At 72.9% G+C, this 21765-nt stretch carries 24 protein-coding genes, 2 tRNA genes and 1 pseudogene; 18 read left to right on the top strand and 9 right to left on the bottom strand.

Translation table 11 applies throughout. The annotated features are described in order from the left end of the window. Positions 1-3 precede the first annotated feature (3 nt). From E1291_RS06560 to E1291_RS06530, 7 genes are all read left to right on the top strand, one after another. Complete coding sequence (locus E1291_RS06560) at positions 4-243, top strand: gas vesicle protein GvpG (RefSeq protein ID WP_131736822.1); 240 nt, start codon at positions 4-6, stop codon at positions 241-243. A 39-nt stretch (positions 244-282) separates the two neighbouring features. Continuing rightward, positions 283-540, top strand: coding sequence for a gas vesicle protein GvpO (gene gvpO, locus E1291_RS06555; protein ID WP_131736821.1), 258 nt, complete (start codon positions 283-285; stop codon positions 538-540). 6 nt (positions 541-546) lie between these two features. After that, positions 547-984, top strand: coding sequence for a gas vesicle protein (locus E1291_RS06550; protein ID WP_207400593.1), 438 nt, complete (start codon positions 547-549; stop codon positions 982-984). Next, positions 981-1862 (top strand): GvpL/GvpF family gas vesicle protein, encoded by an 882-nt coding sequence (locus tag E1291_RS06545; RefSeq protein WP_131736820.1) that lies wholly within the window; start codon positions 981-983, stop codon positions 1860-1862. The genes E1291_RS06550 and E1291_RS06545 overlap by 4 nt, the downstream gene beginning before the upstream one ends. Further along, positions 1859-2062 (top strand): gas vesicle protein, encoded by a 204-nt coding sequence (locus tag E1291_RS06540; RefSeq protein ID WP_131736819.1) that lies wholly within the window; start codon positions 1859-1861, stop codon positions 2060-2062. The genes E1291_RS06545 and E1291_RS06540 overlap by 4 nt, the downstream gene beginning before the upstream one ends. Further along, positions 2059-2496, top strand: coding sequence for a gas vesicle protein K (locus tag E1291_RS43145; RefSeq protein ID WP_242613978.1), 438 nt, complete (start codon positions 2059-2061; stop codon positions 2494-2496). The genes E1291_RS06540 and E1291_RS43145 overlap by 4 nt, the downstream gene beginning before the upstream one ends. 219 nt (positions 2497-2715) lie before the next feature. After that, positions 2716-2970: a hypothetical protein gene (locus E1291_RS06530; protein ID WP_131736818.1), complete on the top strand. Its 255-nt coding sequence runs from the start codon at positions 2716-2718 to the stop codon at positions 2968-2970. A 96-nt stretch (positions 2971-3066) separates the two neighbouring features. On the opposite strand, the gene E1291_RS06525 is transcribed toward E1291_RS06530, so the two are convergent. Both E1291_RS06525 and E1291_RS06520 read right to left on the bottom strand, forming a co-directional pair. Beyond that, a complete protein-coding gene (locus tag E1291_RS06525; RefSeq protein WP_131736817.1) occupies positions 3067-4524 on the bottom strand; it encodes a benzaldehyde dehydrogenase in 1458 nt (485 codons plus the stop codon). A 91-nt stretch (positions 4525-4615) separates the two neighbouring features. Beyond that, positions 4616-6076 (bottom strand): MFS transporter, encoded by a 1461-nt coding sequence (locus E1291_RS06520; protein ID WP_131736816.1) that lies wholly within the window; start codon positions 6074-6076, stop codon positions 4616-4618. A gap of 75 nt (positions 6077-6151) precedes the next feature. Between E1291_RS06520 and E1291_RS06515 the strand changes: the two genes are divergently transcribed. The 4 genes from E1291_RS06515 (at position 6152) to E1291_RS06500 (ending at position 7613) form a co-directional block, all read left to right on the top strand. Continuing rightward, positions 6152-6763: a MerR family transcriptional regulator gene (locus E1291_RS06515; RefSeq protein WP_131736815.1), complete on the top strand. Its 612-nt coding sequence runs from the start codon at positions 6152-6154 to the stop codon at positions 6761-6763. Between the two features lie 123 nt (positions 6764-6886). Further along, a tRNA-OTHER gene (locus E1291_RS06510) sits at positions 6887-6961 on the top strand. Between the two features lie 31 nt (positions 6962-6992). Further along, a tRNA-Arg gene (locus E1291_RS06505) sits at positions 6993-7065 on the top strand. Positions 7066-7103: 38 nt separating this feature from the next. Further along, positions 7104-7613, top strand: coding sequence for a GNAT family N-acetyltransferase (locus E1291_RS06500; RefSeq protein WP_207400592.1), 510 nt, complete (start codon positions 7104-7106; stop codon positions 7611-7613). An 8-nt stretch (positions 7614-7621) separates the two neighbouring features. Here E1291_RS06500 and E1291_RS06495 read toward each other — a convergent pair whose 3' ends face one another. Next, positions 7622-8749 (bottom strand): winged helix DNA-binding domain-containing protein, encoded by a 1128-nt coding sequence (locus tag E1291_RS06495; RefSeq protein WP_242613984.1) that lies wholly within the window; start codon positions 8747-8749, stop codon positions 7622-7624. A gap of 115 nt (positions 8750-8864) precedes the next feature. On the opposite strand from E1291_RS06495, the gene E1291_RS06490 reads away from it, so the two are divergent. From E1291_RS06490 to E1291_RS06480, 3 genes and pseudogenes are all read left to right on the top strand, one after another. Further along, on the top strand, positions 8865-9845 hold the full coding sequence (locus E1291_RS06490) for a helix-turn-helix transcriptional regulator (protein ID WP_131736812.1): 981 nt from the start codon (positions 8865-8867) through the stop codon (positions 9843-9845). 419 nt (positions 9846-10264) lie between these two features. Beyond that, positions 10265-10516: a hypothetical protein gene (locus E1291_RS43140; RefSeq protein WP_207400591.1), complete on the top strand. Its 252-nt coding sequence runs from the start codon at positions 10265-10267 to the stop codon at positions 10514-10516. Further along, positions 10509-11751 (top strand): annotated as a pseudogene (locus E1291_RS06480) (aspartate aminotransferase family protein). The gene E1291_RS43140 and the pseudogene E1291_RS06480 overlap by 8 nt, the downstream one beginning before the upstream one ends. A gap of 227 nt (positions 11752-11978) precedes the next feature. On the opposite strand, the gene E1291_RS06475 reads toward E1291_RS06480, so the two are convergent. From E1291_RS06475 to E1291_RS06460, 3 genes are all read right to left on the bottom strand, one after another. Beyond that, complete coding sequence (locus E1291_RS06475; RefSeq protein ID WP_131736811.1) at positions 11979-13451, bottom strand: MFS transporter; 1473 nt, start codon at positions 13449-13451, stop codon at positions 11979-11981. A gap of 72 nt (positions 13452-13523) precedes the next feature. Then, a complete protein-coding gene (locus E1291_RS06470; protein ID WP_131736810.1) occupies positions 13524-13727 on the bottom strand; it encodes a hypothetical protein in 204 nt (67 codons plus the stop codon). A 273-nt stretch (positions 13728-14000) separates the two neighbouring features. Continuing rightward, positions 14001-14339: an NIPSNAP family protein gene (locus tag E1291_RS06460; RefSeq protein WP_131736809.1), complete on the bottom strand. Its 339-nt coding sequence runs from the start codon at positions 14337-14339 to the stop codon at positions 14001-14003. 285 nt (positions 14340-14624) lie between these two features. Here E1291_RS06460 and E1291_RS06455 point away from each other — a divergent pair, with 285 nt between their 5' ends. Then, positions 14625-15452 carry an alpha/beta fold hydrolase gene (locus tag E1291_RS06455; RefSeq protein ID WP_131736808.1) on the top strand — a complete coding sequence of 276 codons (828 nt, stop codon included), beginning with the start codon at positions 14625-14627 and terminating at the stop codon, positions 15450-15452. Positions 15453-15553: 101 nt separating this feature from the next. Further along, a complete protein-coding gene (locus E1291_RS06450; RefSeq protein ID WP_131736807.1) occupies positions 15554-16987 on the top strand; it encodes an MFS transporter in 1434 nt (477 codons plus the stop codon). Positions 16988-17000: 13 nt separating this feature from the next. On the opposite strand, the gene E1291_RS06445 is transcribed toward E1291_RS06450, so the two are convergent. Continuing rightward, positions 17001-18584: an ABC-F family ATP-binding cassette domain-containing protein gene (locus tag E1291_RS06445; protein ID WP_131736806.1), complete on the bottom strand. Its 1584-nt coding sequence runs from the start codon at positions 18582-18584 to the stop codon at positions 17001-17003. 160 nt (positions 18585-18744) lie between these two features. Between E1291_RS06445 and E1291_RS06440 the strand changes: the two genes are divergently transcribed. Next, complete coding sequence (locus E1291_RS06440) at positions 18745-19365, top strand: TetR/AcrR family transcriptional regulator (protein ID WP_242613977.1); 621 nt, start codon at positions 18745-18747, stop codon at positions 19363-19365. On the opposite strand, the gene E1291_RS06435 is transcribed toward E1291_RS06440, so the two are convergent. After that, positions 19343-20542 carry an MFS transporter gene (locus E1291_RS06435; protein ID WP_131736804.1) on the bottom strand — a complete coding sequence of 400 codons (1200 nt, stop codon included), beginning with the start codon at positions 20540-20542 and terminating at the stop codon, positions 19343-19345. The two genes, E1291_RS06440 and E1291_RS06435, sit on opposite strands and share 23 nt — an antisense overlap. A 125-nt stretch (positions 20543-20667) precedes the next feature. On the opposite strand from E1291_RS06435, the gene E1291_RS06430 reads away from it, so the two are divergent. After that, a complete protein-coding gene (locus E1291_RS06430) occupies positions 20668-21018 on the top strand; it encodes an ArsR/SmtB family transcription factor (protein WP_131736803.1) in 351 nt (116 codons plus the stop codon). A gap of 413 nt (positions 21019-21431) precedes the next feature. On the opposite strand, the gene E1291_RS44530 is transcribed toward E1291_RS06430, so the two are convergent. Next, on the bottom strand, positions 21432-21554 hold the full coding sequence (locus tag E1291_RS44530; protein WP_278045235.1) for a hypothetical protein: 123 nt from the start codon (positions 21552-21554) through the stop codon (positions 21432-21434). Positions 21555-21765: the final 211 nt, after the last annotated feature.

Raw genomic sequence — 21765 nt, 5'->3', positions numbered from 1 at the left:
GCCATGGGCTTCTTCTCCGGGCTGCTGACCCTGCCGGTGGCGCCCGTCCGCGGCGTCGTCTGGCTCGCCGACGTGCTCACCGAGCAGGCCGAGGCGCAGCTGTACGACCCGGGGCGCATCGCCGCGGAGATGCAGCAGATCGCCGACGAGACCGCCGCCGGCGAGATCACCGAGGAGGAGGCCGCGGAGCGCGAGGAGGAACTGATCCGCCGGCTGAACGAGGGCCGCGCGCGGCGCGGGTGACGAGCGGGCGGGTGACGGGCGGCGACAGGGAGGCCAGTGATGATTTCCGCTGCGGAGGCGGCCAAGCACGCGGTCGAGCACGTCACCGTGATGACCGGCCGCAGCGCCGAGAGCGTGGTCGGCATCGAGCGCGCCGGCGACGGCTGGCGTGTCACGGTGGAGGTGGTGGAGACCCATCGCATCCCCGACTCCGCCGACATCCTCGCGGCGTACGACACCGAGGTGGACGCCGACGGCGAGCTGGTCTCCTACCGCCGCGCCCGCCGCTACCCCCGTGGACGAGTCGAGAGGGACTGAGCACCGTTGAGCGAGATCTCCTGGACCGGCGGCCGGTCGCCCGCCCGGCCCGCGTCCCCGCAGCAGGGCGCGAACCTGGCCGACCTGCTCGAGCGCATCCTCGACAAGGGCATCGTCATCGTCGGGGACGTCCGGGTGAACCTGCTGGACATCGAACTGCTGACGATCAAGTTGCGGTTGCTGGTCGCCTCGGTCGACAAGGCCAAGGAGATGGGAATCGACTGGTGGGAGCACGACCCCACGCTGTCATCGGGGGCCCGTAGAGAGAACGACTCCCGAGACGGGCGCCTCGGTTCCGCCGACGGCGACCACCAGGTGGACGGCGCGACGGAGAACGCGCTGCTCGAGGAGAACCGGCTGCTGCGCGAGCGTCTCGCCGCCCTGGAGGCCCGTGCGGGCGTGAGCGGGTCCGGCGCGGACGGCGGCGAGGAGGGAACGTCATGACCGGTACCGCCGTGTACCTGTACGGGGTCGCCCGCGGCCTCGACCCGGACGCGCTCGGCGGCGCCGAGGGCGTGGCCGGCACGACCGTCCGCGGGGTGGTCGCGGGCGGGCTGACCGCGCTGGTGAGCACCGTCCGGCTGGAGGACTACGGGGAGGCGGCGCTGCGCGCCAACCTGGAGGACCTCGCCTGGCTGGAGGCGACCGCCCGCGCGCACCACGAGGTGGTGGACCGGGCGGCGCACGCGGCGCCGACCGCGCCGGTGCGGATCGCCACCCTGTACCGCGACGACGCGCGGGTCGCCGAGGTCCTCACCGAGGAGGGCGCGCGGTTCGGCGCGGTGTTCGACCGGATCACCGGACGTTCCGAATGGGGCGTCAAGGCGTACGCGCGTGCCGTGCCGACGACCGCCGCGCCGACGACCGCCGGGCCCGAGCCCGGCCATGATCCCGGTGGGGGGCTCGTGTCTAGGGCCGAGCCCCTCACCGGCACGCACGCGCCCACCCCGGCCGGGGCGGCCGGGGTGGGAACCGCCTACCTGCGCCGCCGCCAGGACGAGCGCCGCCGGCGGGCCGAGGCGGAACGGCGGGTGGCCGAACGCGCCGCCGCCGTCCACGCCGAGCTCGCCGACCACGCCGTGGCGGCGCGCCACCACCCCGCGCAGGACCCGCGGCTGTCGGGCCGCCCGGACCCCCAGATCCTCAACGTCTCCTACCTCCTCGACGATGAGCAGGCGCCCGGCTTCGAGGCGGTCGTCCGGGCCCTCGCCGAGCGCATGACGGACGTCGAGGTCGAGGTGACGGGGCCGTGGCCGCCGTACTCCTTCATCGACACCGGCGAGACCACCCCGCCGCCGGGCCCGCGGGACGCGCCCCGGTGACGGCCGTCCTGGACACCGGGCCCGGCGCCCCGGCGGAGCGGGTCGCGCTGGTCGACCTGCTCGACCGGCTGCTGTCGGGCGGCGTCGTCATCACCGGCGACCTCGTCATCTCCATCGCCGAGATCGATCTGGTGCACGTCTCGTTGCGGGCCCTGGTCACCGCCGTCCGGGACGGCCTGGACCCCGAGGAGGAGCAGTGACCTCACCGTCCCGCGACCCCGTGACCGGAAAGCTCTCCGTCCGCGACCCGGTGGCGGCCGACGCCTTCGACATCGCGGCCGGCCGCGCGAGCGGCCCTGCCGAGCAGGCCCCGGTCCGGGCCGCGCCCGCCCGCCGGCCCGGACCGTCCTCCTCCCGCACGGCGCGGCGCCTGCGCACCGATCCGGAGACGGTGGAACGCGACCTGGTGAAGCTGGTGCTCACCCTGGTCGAGCTGATCCGCCAGCTCATGGAGCGGCAGGCGCTGCGCCGCGCGGAGGGCGGCGGCCTCACCGACGAGCAGGTCGAGAGCCTCGGCCTGGCGCTGCTGCGCCTGGACGAGGCGATGACCAAGCTCAAGGACCACTTCGGCCTGGACGATCACGACCTCAATCTCGACCTGGGGCCCCTGGGGACGCTGCTGCCCGAGGAGTGAGCGCCGGCGCCCCGTCCACGACGCGGATCTTGAATTCGCCGATGGCCGCGCGCCGCGGGGGTTCCCGGCTCGTCCGATCGTCCAAAGAAGGCATCGGCGCAGGTCAGATCCGGTAAAGCCGTTTAAAGGCGATGTCAAGGGCAATGATGGTCCGTACCGATGCCGGAACCGCGATCGGTCCGGAGGACCGTGCGGTCCCGGCGGTGAAGGGGGACCGTCGTGCGGAAAGCGCACGAGATGCGGATGGTCAGGACCGGGAAGTCCGGCTTGGAGGAGTGGGTCTGCCCGACCTGCGGCCGCCGCCTGATGCTGCGATGGCCGCCGCACTACGAGAAGGTCGTCGCCGAGCCCGGCGACGAGGAGGCGGGCCATGTCGTGAGATCCGCGGCGCCCGTGACCGTGGCCCCCGACGCGGGCGCCTGCGAATCCCGGCGGCTGCGCGAGACCGGCATCGGCCCCGCCATCCCGAGATGACCCGCCGGTGGGCCCGCTCGCCGCGAGCCCGAGCACGGCCGCGCCGCGCACGCCCGGACGGGCGCGCACGACGGCCCGGGGCGTCCTCCCGTCCGCTCAGAAGGGGTGCGGGGCGATCTCGCCGCGCATGGTCACCCACTGCGTCTCGGTGAACGCCTCGATGTTGGCGTCCGGCCCGCCGAACCGCGACCCGTTGCCCGAGGCCGCGAGGCCCCCGAACGGGACGACGGGCTCGTCGTTCACCGTCTGGTCGTTGATGTGCACCAGCCCCGTCGGGACGGCGTCGGCGATCCGCATCGCCTGCCCGACGTCGCCGAGGATCCCGAGCGACAGCCCGTACTCGCTGTCGGCGGCCAGCGCGATCGCCTCGTCGGCCGTCGAGAACGGCACCACCGGCGCGACGGGCCCGAACACCTCCTGGGCGTAGGCGGGCATCGCCGGGGTCACCCCCGCCAGCACCGTCGGGCGGTAGAACAGGCCCTCGTGGGTGCCGCCCGCCGCCAGCCGCGCGCCCGCCGCGACGGTGTCGCGCACCAGCCCGTCCACGTGCGCGAGCTGCCGCTCGTCGATGATCGGCCCGAGCGCGACCGGCCCGGCGGCCGGGTCGCCGACCGGCAGCCCGTCGGCCTTGTCGGCCAGCGCCGCCACGTACTCCTCGTGCAGGCTCTCGTGGACCAGGTGCCGTCCCGTCGTCATGCAGATCTGGCCCTGGTGCAGGAACGAGCCCCACGCTCCCGCCGACACGGCCTTCGGGACGTCCGCGCCCGGCAGGACGATCAGCGCGTTGTTGCCGCCCAGCTCCAGGTGGACGCGCTTGAGCAGCCGCCCGCACACCTCGCCGATCGCGCGACCGGCCCGGGTGGAGCCGGTGAAGGACACCACCCGCACCTCCGGCGCCTCGACGACGGCCTCGCCCACGTCCTTGCCGCCGGGGAGCAGGTGCAGCAGCCCCTCGGGCAGCCCGGCCTCCTGGAACGCCCGCGCGAGCACGACGCCGCCGCAGACGGCCGTGCGCGGGTCGGGCTTGAGCAGCACCGCGTTGCCGAGCGCCAGCGCCGGGGCGACCGAGCGCATCGACAGGATCAGCGGGAAGTTGAACGGGGCGATCACGCTCACCACTCCCGCCGGGCGGCGCCGCGCCAGGCTCCAGCGCGGCTGCGCCGACGGCAGCACCAGGCCCTGCGGATGCGAGGCCAGTGCCGCCGCCTCGTAGCAGAGGTTCGCCGCGAAGTGCGCCTCCAGCTCCGCCTTCCCCGGGATCGACCCCGCCTCCCGGACGAGCCAGCCCCGGATCTCCTCGGCGTGCTCCTCGAACACCCGGCCCGCCCGGCGCAGGATCGCCGCGCGCTCCTCGTAGGGCCGGGCGGCCCAGTCCCGCTGCGCCGCGGCGGCCGTCGCCGCCGACCGCGCCACGTCCGCCGCACCGGCCTGGCCGAGCACGCCCAGCGAGCCGCCGGTCGCGGGCTCGACGACGTCGTAGCCGCCGCCCTCGCCGGGGCCCCAGCCGCCATCGAAGATCTTCCCGGTCCAGACTCCGGGGTCGAGCAACGTCATCGTTCCTCCTCAGGAGCACGCCCGTACGACCCGCGGGGTGGTCACGGGTCTCCCGCCCCAAGCCTGTCCAGATCACGGGGCGCGTGGAACCTCAGTTTTCCATTGGCCGGAACTCAAGGGCGACGTCCTCGGCCGGAGCGCCTCCAGGCCCCGGCGCCGCGGCCCGCCGCAGGACCAGCACCATGATCATCGCCGCGACCGAGATCGCGCCCGCCGCCGCCGCGACCACCCGCAGCCCGGACGTGAACCCGGCGCCTCCCGCGCCCCCGCCGCCGCGCGCCGCCAGGATCGCGCCCTGCCCGGCGATGCCGAGCGCCGTGCCCGTCTGCCGCACCGCGTTCACGGTCGCGGCGGCGGCGCCGGAGCGCTCGCGCGGCACCGCGGCGAGCGCCGAGGCGTTCAGCGGCGGCAGCACCACCCCGATGCCCGCGCCCAGGCACAGCAGCGGGACGGCCGGCACCGCGTACGGCGTGCCGACCCCGAGGACCGCCGCCATCGCCAGCAGCGACGCCGCGATCAGCGCGAACGCCCCGGCCATCGGCCCGTACGGGCCGAACGCCCCGGCCATCGGCCCGTACGGGCCGTGCCGCGCGGTCAGCCGCCCCGCGACCGCGCCGAGCGGGCTCATCCCCAGCGCCATCGGGAGCATCCGCAGGCCCGCCCCGGTGGCCGAGCCGTGCCGCACCTCCTGGAAGTAGGGCGACAGGTGGAAGAAGATGCCGTAGGCGCCCAGGCCCAGCAGCAGCGCCGCGCCGTTCGCCGCCGCGAACCGCCCGTCCCGCAGCAGCCGGATCGGCAGCATCGGCCGCCGCGCCCGCAGTTCCACGGCCACGAAGGCGGCCAGCGCCGCCACCGCCACCACCAGGGCGGTCGCCGGAGCCGCCGACGTCCACCCGAGCCGCCCGCCCTCGATGAGCCCGTAGCTCAGCGAGCCCAGCCACACCACGCCGAGCACCTGCCCCGGCAGGTCCAGCGCCGCGTGCGCCGGGTCCCGGCTCTCCGCCAGGCCGGACGCGCCGAGGACCAGCACCGCCAGGCAGACCGGCACGTCGATCCAGAACACGCTCCGCCAGCCCGCCACGTCCACCAGGACACCGCCGAGCAGCGGGCCCAGCCCGACCGACAGGCTCGCCACCGTGCTCCACCAGCCGATCATCCGGGCTCGCCCGGCGGGCTCCGGACGCGCCTGCGCGATCAGCGACATGGCCCCCGGGACGATCACCGCCGCCGCGGCGCCCTGCACGACCCGCCCGGCGACCAGCACCTCCGCCGACGGCGCCGTCGCGCACACCACCGACCCGCAGCCCAGCAGCGCCACCGCCCAGAGCCACACCCGCCGCCGCCCGTACCGGTCGCCGAGCGCCCCGCCCGACAGCATGAGCGCCGACAGGCACAGCGTGTAGGCGTCCACCACCCACCGCAGGAACGCCGGGTCCGCGCCCAGCCCGGACGCCGTCCGCGGCAGCGCCACCGTCACCACGCTCATGTTGAGCAGCGCCGCGAACGTCCCGGCGAAGATCGCCGCCCGTCCCGCGGCCGTCCCGTCGCGCATCCGGCCCCCTCCCGTCCATGACGCGATCTACGATGGAAGCTCCAGCCGACTGGAGGTCAAACCGGGGAGCCGCACATGGCCGAGGAACTGCTGACCATCGGGCAGGTCGCCCGCCGGCTCGGGACGAGCGTGTCCACGCTCCGCTACTACGACGAGCGGGGTCTGGTGACCCCGCGGGTGCGGGCGGGCGGGCAGCGCCGCTACGGGCCCGCCGAGGTCCGCCGCCTGGCCTTCATCCGGATGTGGCAGGAGACCGGCCTGTTCAGCCTGGACGACCTCGGCTCGCTGATGAATCCCGGTTCCCGCGCGGACTGGCGCCGGGTGGCCCGGGGCCGCATCGCCGAACTCGAGGAGCGCGTCGCCGCCGCGCGGGCCGCCCAGCGCTACATCGAGTGGATGCTGCGCTGCTCACGCCCGGACATCACCGAGTGCCCGGTGTGCGGCGAAGATCTCGACGCGTGGCTCGCGTCCCGCGTCCATGACGAAAAGCATGACCATCCGCGTGACGAAAACCCGTCCTGCGCGATGTGCCGGGCGCCGCTGCCCGTCCGCGGCCGCGGACGGCCGCGCGTCTACTGCTCGGCCGCCTGCCGCCAGCGCGCCTACCGCGAGGGCATCTGCCCCTCGCCCCGCACGACCGGAAAACCCGTTGCGGACGTCCTGGCCGCGGAGCAGTCTGGTCAGTGAACGCCGACATCGAGGGGAGAGCGGATCATGGACCGGCACAACGCCCCGCGTCCCCGCCCGGACGCATCCTGATCGTCGTGTGAGCGGCCCGGCGCCGCCCGCCCGGGATCCCCTTTTCGCTTCGTCCTCGCAGCTCTGGCAGAGCACCGGCGCACCCCGCGCCGCCGAACGCGGGTTCGATTCCCGCCGAGGTCACCACCCCGCCCCTCGTCACCCGGGGGCGGGGCCTCTTCCCGTAGCTCAGAGGACAGAGCACCGGCTTCCGGAGCCGTGCGTCGCAGGTTCGACTCCTGCCGGGAAGGCAACGAGACGCGGGGGACCCGACCGGGAGGTGTGCGGCGTGAGCGGTGCGGCGGCGGTACGGATCGAGCCCTGGTCCGAGGACGACCTCGCACTCCTGGGGCGCATCAACGCCCCGGAGATGAAGGAGCACCTCGGAGGGCCCGAGACCGAGGAGCAGGTGCTCGCGCGGCATCGCCGCTATGTCAACGGCGACGGCTTTCTCGGCGGGCAGATGTACCGGATCGTGGCGCTGCCCGAGGGCGAGCCGGCCGGCAACGTCGGTTTCTGGGGGCGCGTCTGGCAGGACGAGCCCGTGTACGAGAGCGGCTGGAGAGTCCTTCCCTCGTTCCAGGGCCGGGGCATCGCCATCGCCGCCGTCCGCGAGGTCGTGGCCGCCGCCCGCCGAGGCGACAGGCGGTATCTGCACGCCTTCCCTTCGGTGGGCAATCCGGCCTCGAACGCGGTCTGCCGGAAGGCCGGGTTCGTCCTGATGTCCGAGTGCGACTTCGAATACCCGCCCGGCCACATCAACCGCTCCAACGACTGGCGCCTCGACCTGCGCGCCTAGGCGTTCCCTTAGGCGTGCCCGCCCACCGTGACCGGGCCGATCTCCAGCCGCGGGCGGGCCTCCAGGACGTGGGCGACCCGGTCGACCTGCTCGTCCAGCTCCGCCCGCCGCGCCGCAGTGAGCGGGATCAGCGGCTCGACCGTGACGTCGATCCGGCGCCCCGACCGGCGCTGGTGCCACAGGCCCCCGACGACGCCGTCCACCAGCAGCACCTGGAAGTTGCCGCGCAGAACGCGCTCGGCGGCGCGCCCCGGGTAGAGCAGGTCCGGGGGCTGGTTGCCGACCCGGTAGGCGTATCCGTCGAAGTACGGCAGGAGCCGGACGCCGCGCGGCTCGTCCTGCGGCGCGAGAGTGTCCCCGGGGGAGACCCAGGCGGCCCGGCCCTCCACCTCGACCCGTTCCAGGTCGAGCGAGGCGAACAGCTCCGCCGCCCAGGCGGAGGGCGTGTTGAGCCAGTGCGCGAACCGGTCCGGGGCCGAAGGGCCATAGGCGCGCAGGTAGCAGCGGACGAGGTCGCCGAGCGCGGCGCGGGGCTCGGCCGGCCGGAAGCCCGGCAGCACACGCCGCGGGCTGGAGTAGGTGACCTTGCGGCCCCGCGCGGGGCCGAAGCAGAGCGCGCCCTCGATACCGGCCTGCCCCATGGCCTGGCGCCAGCGCGGCCACAGCGTCTGGAAGGCGGGCATCACCAGCTCACCGGCCCACGGGCCGGTCCGCTCCACCACGGCCTCGTTCAGCTCGTCGATCGTCAGGTCCTCCTCAGCGAGGCTCGCGCCGATCGCGGCGACGACCTCCCGGGTCTGCCCCGGGGTCATCCGGACCGGGTCGCGCAACGGGCTCGGCGGCGCGGGCGAGGCGGACAGGGCGCCCACCCACATCGGCAGGTCCCGGGCGGGCAGGACGTGCACGGTCCCGCGCGGCCCGTAGGTCTTGACCAGGCTCCGCTCGTCCCACAGCGCCCGCCGCACGTCCGCGCGCGTCGCCCCGTCGAGGCGCAGGCCGATGCCGAGCTCCGCCGCGGACATCACTTGCGCGTGGACCCCTGCCAGCCCCGCCACCACCTCGGCGGGCGCCTCCTTGGACGGCGCGGACAGAGCGTGCCGTTCGAGGCGCCGCGCGCATACCTGGGTCCACGACATGATGGTCACCGTCGAGCCTCCTCCGTGTCCGCCGGGACAACACATCCTGGCGAGAGAGCAGGTTAGAGCCCGTTTAGGCCGGGCCCTGTCCTCTATTTGCGGCATGCTGGGGCGCATGTCCGATCCGTCGGTCCGGTTGCTGAACCTGCTGTCGCTGCTGCAGACGCCCCGAGAGTGGCCGGGCGCGGAGCTCGCCGAGCGGCTGGCGGTCAGTGGCCGGACGGTTCGGCGCGATATCGAGCGGCTCCGTGAGCTCGGCTATCCCGTCCGGTCGGCGAAGGGGCCCGACGGGGGCTACCGGCTGGTCGCGGGCACCGCGATGCCGCCGCTGCTGCTGGACGACGAGGAGGCCGTCGCGATCGCCGTCGGGCTGCGCACCGCCGCCGGGCATCCCGTCGACGGCATCGGCGAGGCGTCCGCGCGGGCCCTGGCCAAGCTGGAGCAGGTCCTGCCGTCCCGGCTGCGGCACCGCGTCGCCTCGCTCGGCGCCGCCACCGTCCCGCTCCCCGCGGCCGACGGTCCCACCGTCGACCCCGCCCACCTGGCCGTCCTCGCCGCCGCGGCGGCCAACAGCGAGCGCGTGCGGTTCGGCTACCGGTCCGGTGCCGGCACGCACAGCCGCCGCCTGGCCGAGCCGCACCGCATCGTCGCCGCCGGACGCCGCTGGTACCTCATCGCCTACGACCTCGACCGCGACGACTGGCGGATGTTCCGCGTCGACCGCATCGCCCAGCCCCGTCCCACCGGCCAGCGCCGGACACCGCGCGAGCTGCCCGGCGGCGACGCCGCCGAGTTCCTCAAGAGCCGCCTGCGGGGCATGGCGCCCACTTACCACGCCGAAGCGACCCTGCACCTGCCCGCCGCACAGGCTCGGGCGCGCCTCGGCGCCGACACCGGCGAGATCCGCCCGCTCACACCGGCGACCTGCCGCCTCACCGGGCACGCCGACACCCTCGACTGGCTCGCGGCGCGCCTGATCATGCTCGGCTGCGAGTTCGAGGTGCACGGCCCGCCCGAACTGCGCTCCCACGTCCACGCCCTGGCCGGACGAGCCGCCCGCGCGGCGAACGCCCCGGAGCCGGACGGCGAACGGTGACGCGGCGTACGAGGGGCGGCGCACAGGCCGTCATCGCCATCGCGAGAGCGCATCCTGCGAGCAGCGGCCAGCTGAGGGCCCACATCATGGGGAGCGTCATGACTCCCGAGCCGGTCGAGGCCCACAACGGTTCGCCGCCTGGCTGCGGTTCGGCAACGGCGGTCTCACTGGACATGACCGAGGTGATCCGCCAGCTCATCGCGGAGGCTGGGAGATCTCGGCCGAGGAGGTCGCCCATCTGTCGCCGTACATCACCGAGCACATCGCTCGGTTCGGCGTGTACGCCACCGACGTACTTGCGGCTACGGCCCCAGGCCTTCGACCGGCTACTGGCCGAGGTTTCGCACATATCTTGATCGGCCCGCCTTGTAGGGTGCGAACCTTGGTCGCGGCCTACGCACCAGGCGAGGATCAACGCCATGGATCTCCTGGACACTCTGGCCGACAAAGAACTGCGGCGTGAGCTGCCGACTCGGGACGAGGCACGCGCGATCCTCGGCACCTCCGATGACGACCTGCTCAACGTGGTGGCCGCCGCCTGTAAGGTACGCCGGCACTGGTTCGGGCGCCGGGTCAACGACCGAACCAGCCGGCCGCCTGGCTCCGCTTATGCCGACTTGATGGCACTGCGCCGCCGCGGCGCGGGCACGGAAGTGCCGCCCAATGCGTGACCCACAGCGCGTCGCCGACCTGCTGGAGCTGGATCGGGTTCACGTGTGGCACCCGTACGCGCCGATGCCGAGCACACAAGAACCGCTGCTGATCGAGTCCGCCGAAGGCGTTCGGCTGCGGCTGGCCCAGCCGATCGAGGGCCAGGTCGAACTGGTGGATGCGATGTCCTCCTGGTGGGCCGCCGTCCACGGCTACCGGCACCCGGTCCTGGACGCCGCAGTCCACGACCAGCTGAGCCGGATGAGTCACGTCATGTTCGGCGGGCTCACCCACGAGCCCGCGATACGCCTCGCCACCCGCCTGGCCGAACTCGCTCCCGATCCGCTCCAGCACGTCTTCATGGCCGACTCTGGTTCGGTGGCAGTTGAGGTGGCGGCCAAGATGTGCCTGCAGTACTGGCGATCGCTCGGGCGGCCGGACAAACGTCGCCTGCTGACCTGGCGGGGCGGGTACCACGGCGATACCTTCCACCCGATGTCGGTGTGTGATCCCGAAGGAGGCATGCACCGTCTGTGGACCGGGGTGTTGCCGCGGCAGGTCTTCGCCGACGCCCCGCCCGCCGGTTTCGATGCCGAACCCGACCCCGGCTACGTCGCCCATCTGGCTGAGCTGATCGAACGGCACGCGGATGAGCTGGCGGCCGTCATCGTTGCGCGAACTGTGCGACACGCACAAGGTTCTGCTGGTGTTCGACGAGATCGCCACCGGATTCGGCCGTACGGGTGAGCTGTTCGCGGCCGACCATGCGAACGTCGCGCCGGACGTGATGTGTGTGGGCAAGGCCCTCACCGGCGGCTACCTCACCATGGCGGCCACCCTGTGCACACCCGACGTGGCACGCGGCATCAGCCGCGGCGCATTCCCGGTGCTCGCGCACGGCCCCACTTTCATGGCCAACCCCCTTGCCGCCGCCGTCGCCAACGCCTCGCTCAACCTGCTGGGGGACCAAGACTGGCGACAGCAGGTCAAGCGGATCGAGGCGAGGCTGCGAGCAGGCCTTACCCTCGCCCGCGGACTGGACGGGGTACGCGACGTCCGAGTACTCGGCGCGATCGGCGTCATCCAGCTCGATCACGAAGTGGACATGACCGCCGCCACGAGGGCCGCAGCACGGCACGGCGTCTGGGTAGGCCCCTTCCGCGACCTCGTCTACACCATGCCGCCTTACATCACCGACGACACCGACCTGGACCGCATCACAACAGCGATCACAGCGGCGGCCGTAGCCGGCTGACCTGCCAGCCGCGTCCGTATCGCCGGCCCTGGAAGCCAGATCCCAACGGATGCCCTCAAACACGCAGCTCAGAGCCTCGTGGCATGCGCAAGATCATCTCAATGTGGGTTCTGGGCCTATGTGGGCTGGCCCCTGTTACGCCGCTCACCCGCCGCCGGTTCGGCTCCGTCGCGTGTGACGGCCGGACCGGCGTGGTGCGTCGATCCGGCCGTCGACGGCCGCGAGGCTCAGATTCGGCGACCCGCTCTCCCCGGTGCGCGCGACCGCATGAACCGCACGATCGTGCTGGAGGCGAGGCTGAAGGCCACCAGGGGGATCAGCCCCACGCCGAAGGCGTGCGGATAGTCGTCCGGTGCCGCGTTCCCGAGCGCCGGGAAGAACACGGCACCGACGATGGCCACACCGATCGCGACCCCGCCCTCCTGCACCGTGTTGGTCACCCCGGAGGCCGCGGCGGCGTGCTCCGGAGCGGCGCCCGCGAGGACGGCACCGGTCAGCGGGCCCGTGGTCATACCCATGCCGACACCCGAGATGATCAGCGGAGCGATGATCCACGAGATGTGGCCCTCGGTACCGAGCCACGAGGCGGTCAGCCCGGTCAGGGCGTAACCGGCGGCCAGGGTCAGCGGGCCTGCCGCGTACAAGCGGTGACCCAGGCGCGCGGCCAGCTTCATGGACAGCAACGACGAGCCGAAGTACCCGGCGCCGAGGGTGAGGAACACCACCCCGGCCTCGATCGGCGACAGGCTCCGCCCCTGCTGCAGATAGAGCGCGAGCAGGAAGAAGAACGAGCCCATGGCCAGGAAGTACGTCAACATGCCGACCAGCCCGACCGAGAACGCGCGACTGCGGAACAGCTCCAGGTCGATCAGCGGACTGAGCCCCTGGCGGGTGCGGCGGCGCTGGTGGGCGATGAAGACGGCGCCCAGCGGCACCGCGGCTGCGAGCAGCAGCCAGCTCCACAGCGGCCAGTCCCGCTCCTGGCCCTGGACGAGCGAGTACACGATGGCCGCCAGGGTCGCCGTCGCAAGGACGGCGCCGACGAGGTCGAGCCGTCCACCCTCGGGGCTGCGGGACTCGGGGATCACGCGCGGAATCAGGGCGAGGGCCACCGCGCCCACCGGCACGTTGATCAGGAAGATGCTCCGCCAGTCGAGTCCGGCCACGTCGACCGAGATCAGAGCGCCGCCGATGACCTGGCCGAAGACTCCGGCGATGCCGATCACCAAGCCGTAGACGACGAAGGCGCGCGCCCGGGCGGCCCCGGTGTAGACGACCCCGAGGATGCCGAGCACCTGGGGAACCATCAGCGAGGCCGCGCCCCCCTGCAGCACCCGGAAGGCGACCAGGGTGTCGGCGCTCTGCGCCACGGCGCACAGCGCGGAGGCGATGGTGAATCCCAGCATGCCGAGCGTGAACAGGCGTCGCCTGCCGTAGAGGTCGCCGAGTCGTCCACCGGTGATCATGCCCGCGGTGAAGGTCACGCCGTAGCCGATGACGACCAACTGTGTCTGGGCGTGGCTGGCGTCCAGATCGGTCTCAATGGTGGGAATCGCGACATTGGTAATGAAGTAGTCGAGGACGGTGAGGAAGGTCCCCACCATGACGAGGGCCAGCGCACCCCAGCCGTGAGCGCTGCCCGCCTCGTCCGGTGGTGTCGCCTCTGCATCGGGCCTGGTGGGACTGACGTCCGTGGTCATTCTGGTGCTCCCTGTGAGAAAAGCCGGCGGCTGCGCTCTGCGGCTCTGCGCCGCCGGAGGCCGGGCCCGGGCTCAGGCGCCGGCGGGCACGTCGGTCGCCCAGTGCTCGGCGATGAGCTTCACCCGGTCTTCGCCCTCGGAGTTCCACGTGGCCAGGTAAGCCCCGACGACAGCATTCGCATCCATGTCGATCCTCTGGATAGCCGTTGCGTTGACGGCTCCACCGTGGACGGGCATCGCACGTTTCACCATGACCTCAGAGGTCATGGTGAGCACGAACGGTCCTCATCCTGGAACTCGCCACGGGCGAGGGAGGCACACTGCGCTTCTTCAGCACCTCGGCCCAGCTCACCACTCCTGCCGATGCCGCCCTGGAGGGCCTGCACAAGGAGACCTTCCTACCTGCCGACGCATCCACCCGGCGGCGGTTCGCCTGAGCGACGCGTGCCGCGTCTCGGCATCCAACCTCGGCGCTGACCGTCGGCACGCGCTGGGCTCCCTGCGCCCCCGAATCAGCAGGGACTCGACCCGATCAAAGGGAGCGCAGCGTCAGGCCAGGTCGGCGGCGAGGCTGCGGGCCGTCTCCGCCGACGCGGGCAGCACGGCCGTGTTGTACGAGGCGATCAGTGCCATGACCGGCCCGTCGTGGTCGTCGTTCCATTCCCGGCTGCCGTAGAAGGCGGTCAGCGCCTTCTCCCGGGCCTCGACGCTGGGAAAGGCCCGGAGCAGGTAATAGTGGTCGGCGTCGTGCCGTGACGGGCCGTGGCCGACCACGTCGACGCCGTGCCGTCCGAGCATCGGGACGACGCCTTCGGCCATCAGCGTGTGGAACCGGTCCCGCTGCCCGGGGTGGATGGCGTAGACGCGCAGTTCGAGAACAGTGCTCACCTGATCGACTCTAGTCCCGAAGGGCCGCGTGATCGTGCCGAGCAGCGCCGCCAGCTCCACGCGCACCTGTTGTCGAACACGATCGGCGGAGTGGCGCGGCCGACGGCCGGGACGATGAGGGCAGGCCCTCCTCGGTAAAGATCCTCCGACCGAGGCTTGGTGGTCGGAGGCGGCCGGGAGGGGTATGGCGTCCACGGGCGACCGCCGGTGCGGGGCGCCCGGTTCCCCGGAGGGCGCCAGGCCGCCCGGGTTCCCATATCGCAGCGACGCAGGAGGCGGACCGCCATGCCCTTCATCACCACGCGCGACGACGTCAGGATCTTCTACAAGGACTGGGGCTCCGGCGATCCGGTCGTGTTCAGCCACGGCTGGCCGCTGAACGCCGACGCCTGGGAGGACCAGATGAAGGCGGTGGCCGACGACGGGTTCCGCGGCATCGCCCACGACCGGCGCGGCCACGGCCGGTCCGATCAGCCCTGGGAGGGCTACGACTTCGATACCTTCGCCGACGACCTGAACGACCTGATCACGGCGCTGGACCTGCGCGACGTGACGCTGGTCGCGCACTCCATGGGCGGCGGCGAGCTGGCGCGCTACATCGGACGGCACGGGACCGGACGGGTCCGCAAGGCCGTGCTGCTGTCGGCGATCCCGCCGCTGATGCTCCAGGGGCCGGACAACCCCGAGGGCGTCCCGGAGAAGGTCTTCGACGGCCTCAAGAGCGGCATCCTCGCCGAGCGCTCGCAGTTCTGGAAGGACACCGCCGAGGGGTTCTTCTCCGCGAACCGGCCGGGCAACCGGGTCACCCAGGGCAACAAGGACGCCTTCTGGTTCATGGCGATGCACCAGAGCATCGAGGCCGGTGTCAGGTGCGTGGACGCCTTCGCCTACACCGACTTCCACGCCGACCTGAAGAAGATCGATGTGCCCACGCTGATCGTCCACGGCGACGACGACCAGATCGTGCCGATCGACGCCACCGCCCGCAAGTCCGCCGAGATCATCCCCGATGCCACCCTGAAGGTCTACGAGGACGGTTCCCACGGCATCGCCCTGGTGCCGGGCGACAAGGAGAAGTTCAACACCGACCTGCTGGAGTTCCTCAAGAGCTGAACCCCTGAGCGGGGGTTGAGACCTCCGCGCGCGCCGCGCCTGCACGTGACGGCGTGATCGCCGCGAAGTCTCCGGGACGCCTTCAACGACAGGCTGAAGGCATGACTCTTGACGAACCGCGCGGCGCGGCCCGCGCCCTGGAGGAGGACGTCCCGGAGCGCCCGCCGGCGTGGCGCGAGCTGCTGGGGCCCGAGCACCTCGGAGCCGTGATCGTGCTGGCCGGGGGCGTCCTCGTCGGCGCGGTCAACATCTACCTGGCCTCCAGCCTGCTCCCGACGGCGGTCGCCGACCTCGGCGGCGCCGGCTTCTACGCCTGGAACATGACCGTCTACCTCGTCGCCATGGTGGTCGCGACGATGCTCGTCGGCCGGACGCTGGCGCGGTGGGGGACCGTCCCGGCCTACCTGCTCGGCTTCACCGGGTTCGCGGCCGGGTCGCTGGCCTGCGCGGCGAGCCCGGCTATGCCGGTGCTGCTCGCCGGGCGGGGCGTCCAAGGGCTCGGTGCCGGGCTGCTGTCCGGGCTCGGGTTCGCCGCCGTCCACTCGGCCCTGCCGCGACGCCTCTGGACCCGCGGCAACGCGCTCATGTCCGCGATGTACGGCGTGGGGAACTTCGCCGGGCCCGCGCTCGGCGGGCTGTGCGCCCAGTTCGGCTCGTGGCGGCTGGCGTTCGTGCTGGTGGCGGCCGTCGCGGGGCTGTGCTGCGCGGCCGTCCCGAAGGTGCTGCCGCGCGGTGAGCGCGGCGGCGCGCGCGTCCCGGTGCCCGCCGGGTCGCTCGCGCTGGTCACGGCCGCGACCGTGGCCGTCAGCGTGGCGGGCGTCGTGCCCGGGACGTTCTGGATGGCCGTGTCGGTCGCGGCGGGCCTGCTGCTGGTGGCCGCGTTCGTCGTCCACGAGCGGCGCAGCGAGGTGCGGGTCTTCCCGCGCGCCACGTACCGGGCGGGCTCGCCGCTCAAGTGGGTGTACCTGACGCTCGCGCTGCTGACGTTCGGTGTCGCGGTCGAGTCGTTCGTCCCGCTGTTCGGCCAGCGGCTCGGCGGGCTGCCGCCGCTCGCGGCCGGGTTCTTCGGCGCGGCGGTCTCGCTCGGCTGGTCGGTCACGCAGATCGGCAGCTCGTCGGCGACCGGCGCGCGGACGGTGCGGCGGCTCCGGGCCCTCGGCCCGGTGCTGCTGGCGTCCGGGTTCCTCCTCCAGGGGCTCCTGCAGCGCGAGGACGCCCCGGGCTGGCTGGTGGCCGTCTGGGTGCCGGTGCTGGTCGTCGCCGGGTCCGGCATCGGGATCGCCTTCCCGCACCTGTCGGTCGCCGCGATGTCCAGTGCGCCCGACCCGGACGAGGGGAGGCGGGCGGCGGCGGCCGTCGCCGCCGTGACGACGCTGTCCACCGCCTTCGGCACGGCCGTCGCGGGCGTGCTGGTCAACCTGGGCGGGTCGACGGCCGTCTCGGCGCGATATGTGATGTTCGGGTTCGCCGTCATCTGCGCGTTCGGCGTTCTCACCGCGCGGGCGGCGGGCCGCCCAACCGGTTCCGCCTCCTAGGAGCGCCCACCGCTCAGCCGTCACGCCAGACCGGCTCGTCGCTCTCACGCACCCGGCCATCCGCACCGAAGATCAGGTAGCGGTCCGACGCGGCGGCGAACCAGCGGTCGTGCGTGACGGCGAGCACCGTCCCGGAGAAGTCCTCCAGGGCGTCCTGCAACGCCTGGGCGCTGGCCAGGTCGAGGTTGTCGGTGGGCTCGTCGAGGAGCAGCAACGTGCAGCCGGACAGTTCCAGGAGCAGGATCTGCAACCGGGCCTGCTGGCCCCCCGACAGTGTCTCGAACGGCTGCCGCCCGGCGGGGGCCAGCTCGTAGCGGGCCAGGGCGCGCATCGCGTCGTTGAGGGTCTGCGCGTGGCCGGTCATGATGATCTCGGCCGGGGTGCGGCCGAGCAGGTCGGGCCGGGCATGGGTCTGGACGAAGTGCCCCGCGACGACGCGGGCGCCGAGCCGCGCCGAGCCGAGGTGCGGGACGTCGGCGGCGGGCAGCCCGGCGAGGAGCCGGAGGAAGCGGGACTTGCCGGAGCCGTTGGAGCCGAGCACCGCGACGCGCTCCCCGTAGTGGATCTCCAGGTCGAAGGGCCGCGCCAGCCCGGTCAGCTCCAGGCCGTCGCAGATGACCGCGCGCTTGCCGGTCCGCCCGCCGCGCAGCCGCATCCGCACCCGCTGCTCGCGGGGCGGGCTCTCCGGCGGCCCGGCCTCCTCGAACCGGGCGAGACGGGTCCGCGCCGCCTGGTAGGCCCCGGCCACCGCGTCGTTCCCGGCCGACCGCTGCCGCAGGACGTGCACGAGGCGCCGCAGGCGGGCGTGCTCCTCGTCCCAGCGACGGCGGCGCTCGTCGAGCCGGGCGGCGCGGTCGTGCCGCGCCTGCGGATAGCTCGCGAACCCTCCGCCGTGCACCCAGACGGTCCCGGCCTCCACGGTGATGATCCGGTCGGCGGCCCGGTCGAGCAGCCAGCGGTCGTGCGAGACGAGCAGGACGGTCTTCGTGGTGCTCCGCAGCCTCTCCTCCAGCCATTCCTTGCCCGGCACGTCCAGGTAGTTGTCCGGCTCGTCGAGCAGGAGCACCTCGTCGGGACCTCGTAGCAGCGCCTCCAGCATGAGCCTCTTCTGCTCACCGCCCGACAGGGTGCCCGCCTTCCGATCCCCGGCCACGTCGTAGGAGAGCCCGAGCGCGATGGTGGTACAGGCGTCCCAGACGACCTCCAGGTCGTATCCGCCCGCGTCGGTGTAGTCGGTGATGGCCTCCGCGTAGGCAAGCTGGCTCGCCTCGCCGTCGTCCAGCGCCGCCTCGGCCGCCGCCAGCGCCTCGGCGGCCGCCCGGATCCGGTCGGGGGCCACCGACAGCAGCAGGTCCCGGACGGTGCGGTCGCCGGGGACGAACTGCCTCATCACCCCCAGCCCGCCCGACTGGACGACGGTTCCCGCGAACGCCGCCACCTCGCCCGCGATGACCCGCAGCAGGGTCGTCTTTCCCGCGCCGTTCGGGCCGACGAGAGCGGCCTTGCCGCCCTCCCCGACGCGGAAGGAGACCTCGTCCAGCAGGACCCGCCCGTCGGGCAGGACGTGCGTGAGCCCGCTCACCTCGATGTGCCCCATGCGAACCCCCACTAGTACGTCGGTCCAGTACTAGACCAATGATCCGGTCACCGCACAACGTACTAGAGTGGTCGCCATGGTGAGCGGCGAAGCGGGACGGGTCTGGTTCAGGGAGACGCGGCCCAGGCGCGAAGGACCCCCTCTGACCAGGGAGCGCATCGTGGCGGAGGCCGTGGCCCTGCTCGACGAGGAGGGCATCGGCAAGCTGACGATGCGCCGTCTCGCCGAGCGGCTGGACACCGGTTCCACCACGCTGTACTGGCATGTGCAGACCAAGGACGACGTCCTGGACCTGGCGCTGGACGCGGTGTTCGGGGAGGCGCGCCTGCCGGAGCCGCCGTCGGGCGGCTGGCGGGCGGACGTGACCGCGCTGGTGGGGGAGTGGCGCGCCGCGATGCTGCGGCATCCCTGGACCGCGACGCTGCTGGCCCGTCCCCTGCTCGGGCCGAACGTGCTGGAGCGCACCGAGTTCCTGCACGCGACGCTCCTGGACGCGGGGCTGGCGGGCCTGGAGCGGACGGCCGCCGCCTACGCGCTGTCCCACCACGTCATCGGCGCGGCGATGATGCAGGCGGCATGGCAGGGCCGCGACGGGGGCCAGGACGAGGGCGACGTCCGGCGGGCCGCGGACGAGCACCTGCGGGAGCGGCGCGACCGCTATCCGACCCTGGCCGAGCACGGCCACCTCAGCGGACACGACTGGGACGCCACCTTCGACCAGGGCCTGATCTACGTTCTCGACGGCATCGCCGCCCGCCTCACCGGCGCGAGCCGTCCCTGAGGGCCTCCGTGGTGGAGGGGGCCTGCCGGGGAGTCGCGGACGCGCGGCGGCGTGCGGTCGTCAGGTGGTAGAGCAGTGCCAGGATCGTGACGGCGGCGGCGGGCAGCCCCAGTGAGGCCGGCTCGACGCCGAACCATTCCTGCACCAGTCCGCCCAAGCCGCCGCCGAGGGCGATCCCGGCATAGATGGCCGAGGAGTTGAGGCCGAGCAGAACCGGTGCCGCGGCCGGGCTGAGGGCGATGAGCCGGTGCTGCTGGGGCACGACGACGACGCCCAGTGCCGCGCCCCAGATCGCGGCCCACACCAGGGTGGACACGAGCGTCGCGGTCGCCACCGGAGCGAGGGCGAGGGCGATGGCGGCGACGGCCAGGGGACCGGTCAGCACGTGCGCGGGGTCATGCCGGTCCACGAGCCGTCCGGCGATGATGTTCCCGGCCAGGACGCCCAGTCCCCAGGCGAACAGGATGACGGTGAGCACCGATTCGGAGCCGTCGGTCACGTCCTCCAAGGCGGGGCCGATGTAGGTGTAGAGGGTGTAGGCGCCGACGAAGCTCAGTGCGGTGACGGCCAGCAGCGCGAGGACCCGGCCCTGCTTGAGCGGGCGCAGCCGGTCACCCAGTGAGGCGGCGGGGAGCCTCACCTTGGGCAGGCCGAAGGCGATCCCGAGGATCGCGACGAGGCCGATGCCCGCGACGGCCCACAGGGTGATGTGCCAGTCGGTACGCCCGATCAGCGTGCCGAGCGGAAGCCCCAGCGCCGTCGCCAGCGTGAGGCCGCCCAGGACGAAGGCCAGGGCCCCGCCTCGGCGTTCCGGAGGCGCGATGGCCCCCGCGGTGCTGGACGCGGCGGAGTTGATCATTCCGGCCCCGGCGGCGGTGACGATGCGAGCGATCATCACCACCTCGTAGGTCGTACCCAGGGCGGTGGCGGCGTTGCCGGCCACGAAGACGCTCAACGCGATCAGCAGCGCGGACCGCCGGTCCAGTCCACTGGTGAGCGCGCCCATGATGGGCGCCGACAAGGCCATCACCAGGGCGAACACCGTCACCAGCTGCCCGGCGGCGGGAGTGGAGACCCGAAGGTCGGTGGCGATGGCCGGGAGCAGGCCGGCGATGACGTAGCTGTCGGTGCCGACGGCGAAGGTCGCCAGGGCCAGCGGAAGCAGTCGTTTGAACACCGGGTGGTGCCGCCTTTCGAAGGGACCTCGGAAGTACCGAGCGGAACCCTAGGCGATACATGGATACTTGTCCATCTATCAATGAGTTGGTAGCGTAGCGGGCGTGCTGAACACAGGGGGCGGCGATGCGTGAGGTGTCACAGCCCGCGACCGAGGCCATCCGGCTGGTGGAGGTGCTGCGCGCTCTGGCCGATCCGGTGCGGCTGGACCTCGTCCTGCGCCTGGACCGGATGGGCGAGGACTTCTGCAACGCGATCGGCGCCGAGATCGACGTGCATCAGACGACGCTGTCGCACCACTACCGGGTGCTGCGCGAGGCCGGCGTGACGTGGACGACGGTGCAGGGCCGATCCCGGCTCGTACGGTTGCGCCGAGAGGACCTCGACGCCCTGTTCCCCGGCCTGCTGGACTCCGTACTGAGCGCCCAGCACCGAACAAGCGGCATCACGACCACCGACACCGCAGAGGCGCCCTAGAGCCGGACGCCTGGCACCCGCTCACAGCGGGCGGACGTCGGTGAAACGGACCCACACGTGACCGGGCCAGTTTCCCCGGGTCCCGGCATCGGCAGGCGCTTGGCCAGGAGCGGAACTGCGGGAACGCCGCGTCCACGCTCGCGGTACCACGCCGGCCAGGAACCGGCCGACGCCCCGCCCACGCGCACTCCTACGGCAACTGCGCGCGCACGGCCTGCCGGTCGCCCAGGCCCGCACCGCGACGTTCCGGCAACTCGTGCTCCAAGTCCCTGCACCTTCGTCGCTCAGGCCCTCGGCTGCCATCACGGCACCGCCACCAAGCACCTCATCGCTGCCGGCCGCTGCCCCGGCAGCCGCGCCGGTCCGGCCAGTACGACACAGACGAATACGGCAGGGTGCCGGTCTCGACGCGATCAGACGTCGGACTCGCCTGTGACTTCATGGCAGCGCGGCTCGCGGCCGGCGATCGCGGCGAATCCGTTCCCGGCGTCGATCAGCGAGGCGGGCGTCGCGGGGATGTTCCCGGCGAACTCCACGAACCCCTCCCTCGGGGCCGGCCGCCCACCGGTAGAAGATCTCCGACGCGGTCTCCCAGGCCGGACGCTCGGACGGGTGCCGGTCATCAGGGGCTTACCTCACCGCCCCCGCCTAGATGATTGATTCCAAGGGATGGCCTGCGGGCATGAAGCGAGGGCGTTCATGATCGTTTTGTGACGAACAACCTGAACACCCTCGCAACGGCACTCT

The organism is Actinomadura roseirufa (assembly GCF_900659635.1).
In the GTDB taxonomy this organism is placed as follows: Bacteria; Actinomycetota; Actinomycetes; order Streptosporangiales; family Streptosporangiaceae; genus Spirillospora; species Spirillospora roseirufa.
Note: the sequence above shows the minus strand (reverse complement) of the source record. Positions and strands in the feature narration are given on the sequence as shown.

Bases quoted from the DNA above. Each gene is read 5' to 3' on its own strand.
- E1291_RS06560 (WP_131736822.1), top strand. From the start codon at position 4: ATGGGCTTCTTCTCCGGGCTGCTGACCCTGCCGGTGGCGCCCGTCCGC.
- gvpO (WP_131736821.1), top strand. From the start codon at position 283: ATGATTTCCGCTGCGGAGGCGGCCAAGCACGCGGTCGAGCACGTCACC.
- E1291_RS06545 (WP_131736820.1), top strand. From the start codon at position 981: ATGACCGGTACCGCCGTGTACCTGTACGGGGTCGCCCGCGGCCTCGAC.
- E1291_RS06525 (WP_131736817.1), bottom strand. From the start codon at position 4,524: ATGACGTTGCTCGACCCCGGAGTCTGGACCGGGAAGATCTTCGATGGC.
- E1291_RS06520 (WP_131736816.1), bottom strand. From the start codon at position 6,076: ATGCGCGACGGGACGGCCGCGGGACGGGCGGCGATCTTCGCCGGGACG.
- E1291_RS06515 (WP_131736815.1), top strand. From the start codon at position 6,152: ATGGCCGAGGAACTGCTGACCATCGGGCAGGTCGCCCGCCGGCTCGGG.
- E1291_RS06495 (WP_242613984.1), bottom strand. From the start codon at position 8,749: ATGTCGTGGACCCAGGTATGCGCGCGGCGCCTCGAACGGCACGCTCTG.
- E1291_RS06490 (WP_131736812.1), top strand. From the start codon at position 8,865: ATGTCCGATCCGTCGGTCCGGTTGCTGAACCTGCTGTCGCTGCTGCAG.
- E1291_RS43140 (WP_207400591.1), top strand. From the start codon at position 10,265: ATGGATCTCCTGGACACTCTGGCCGACAAAGAACTGCGGCGTGAGCTG.
- E1291_RS06475 (WP_131736811.1), bottom strand. From the start codon at position 13,451: ATGACCACGGACGTCAGTCCCACCAGGCCCGATGCAGAGGCGACACCA.
- E1291_RS06455 (WP_131736808.1), top strand. From the start codon at position 14,625: ATGCCCTTCATCACCACGCGCGACGACGTCAGGATCTTCTACAAGGAC.
- E1291_RS06450 (WP_131736807.1), top strand. From the start codon at position 15,554: ATGACTCTTGACGAACCGCGCGGCGCGGCCCGCGCCCTGGAGGAGGAC.
- E1291_RS06445 (WP_131736806.1), bottom strand. From the start codon at position 18,584: ATGGGGCACATCGAGGTGAGCGGGCTCACGCACGTCCTGCCCGACGGG.
- E1291_RS06430 (WP_131736803.1), top strand. From the start codon at position 20,668: ATGCGTGAGGTGTCACAGCCCGCGACCGAGGCCATCCGGCTGGTGGAG.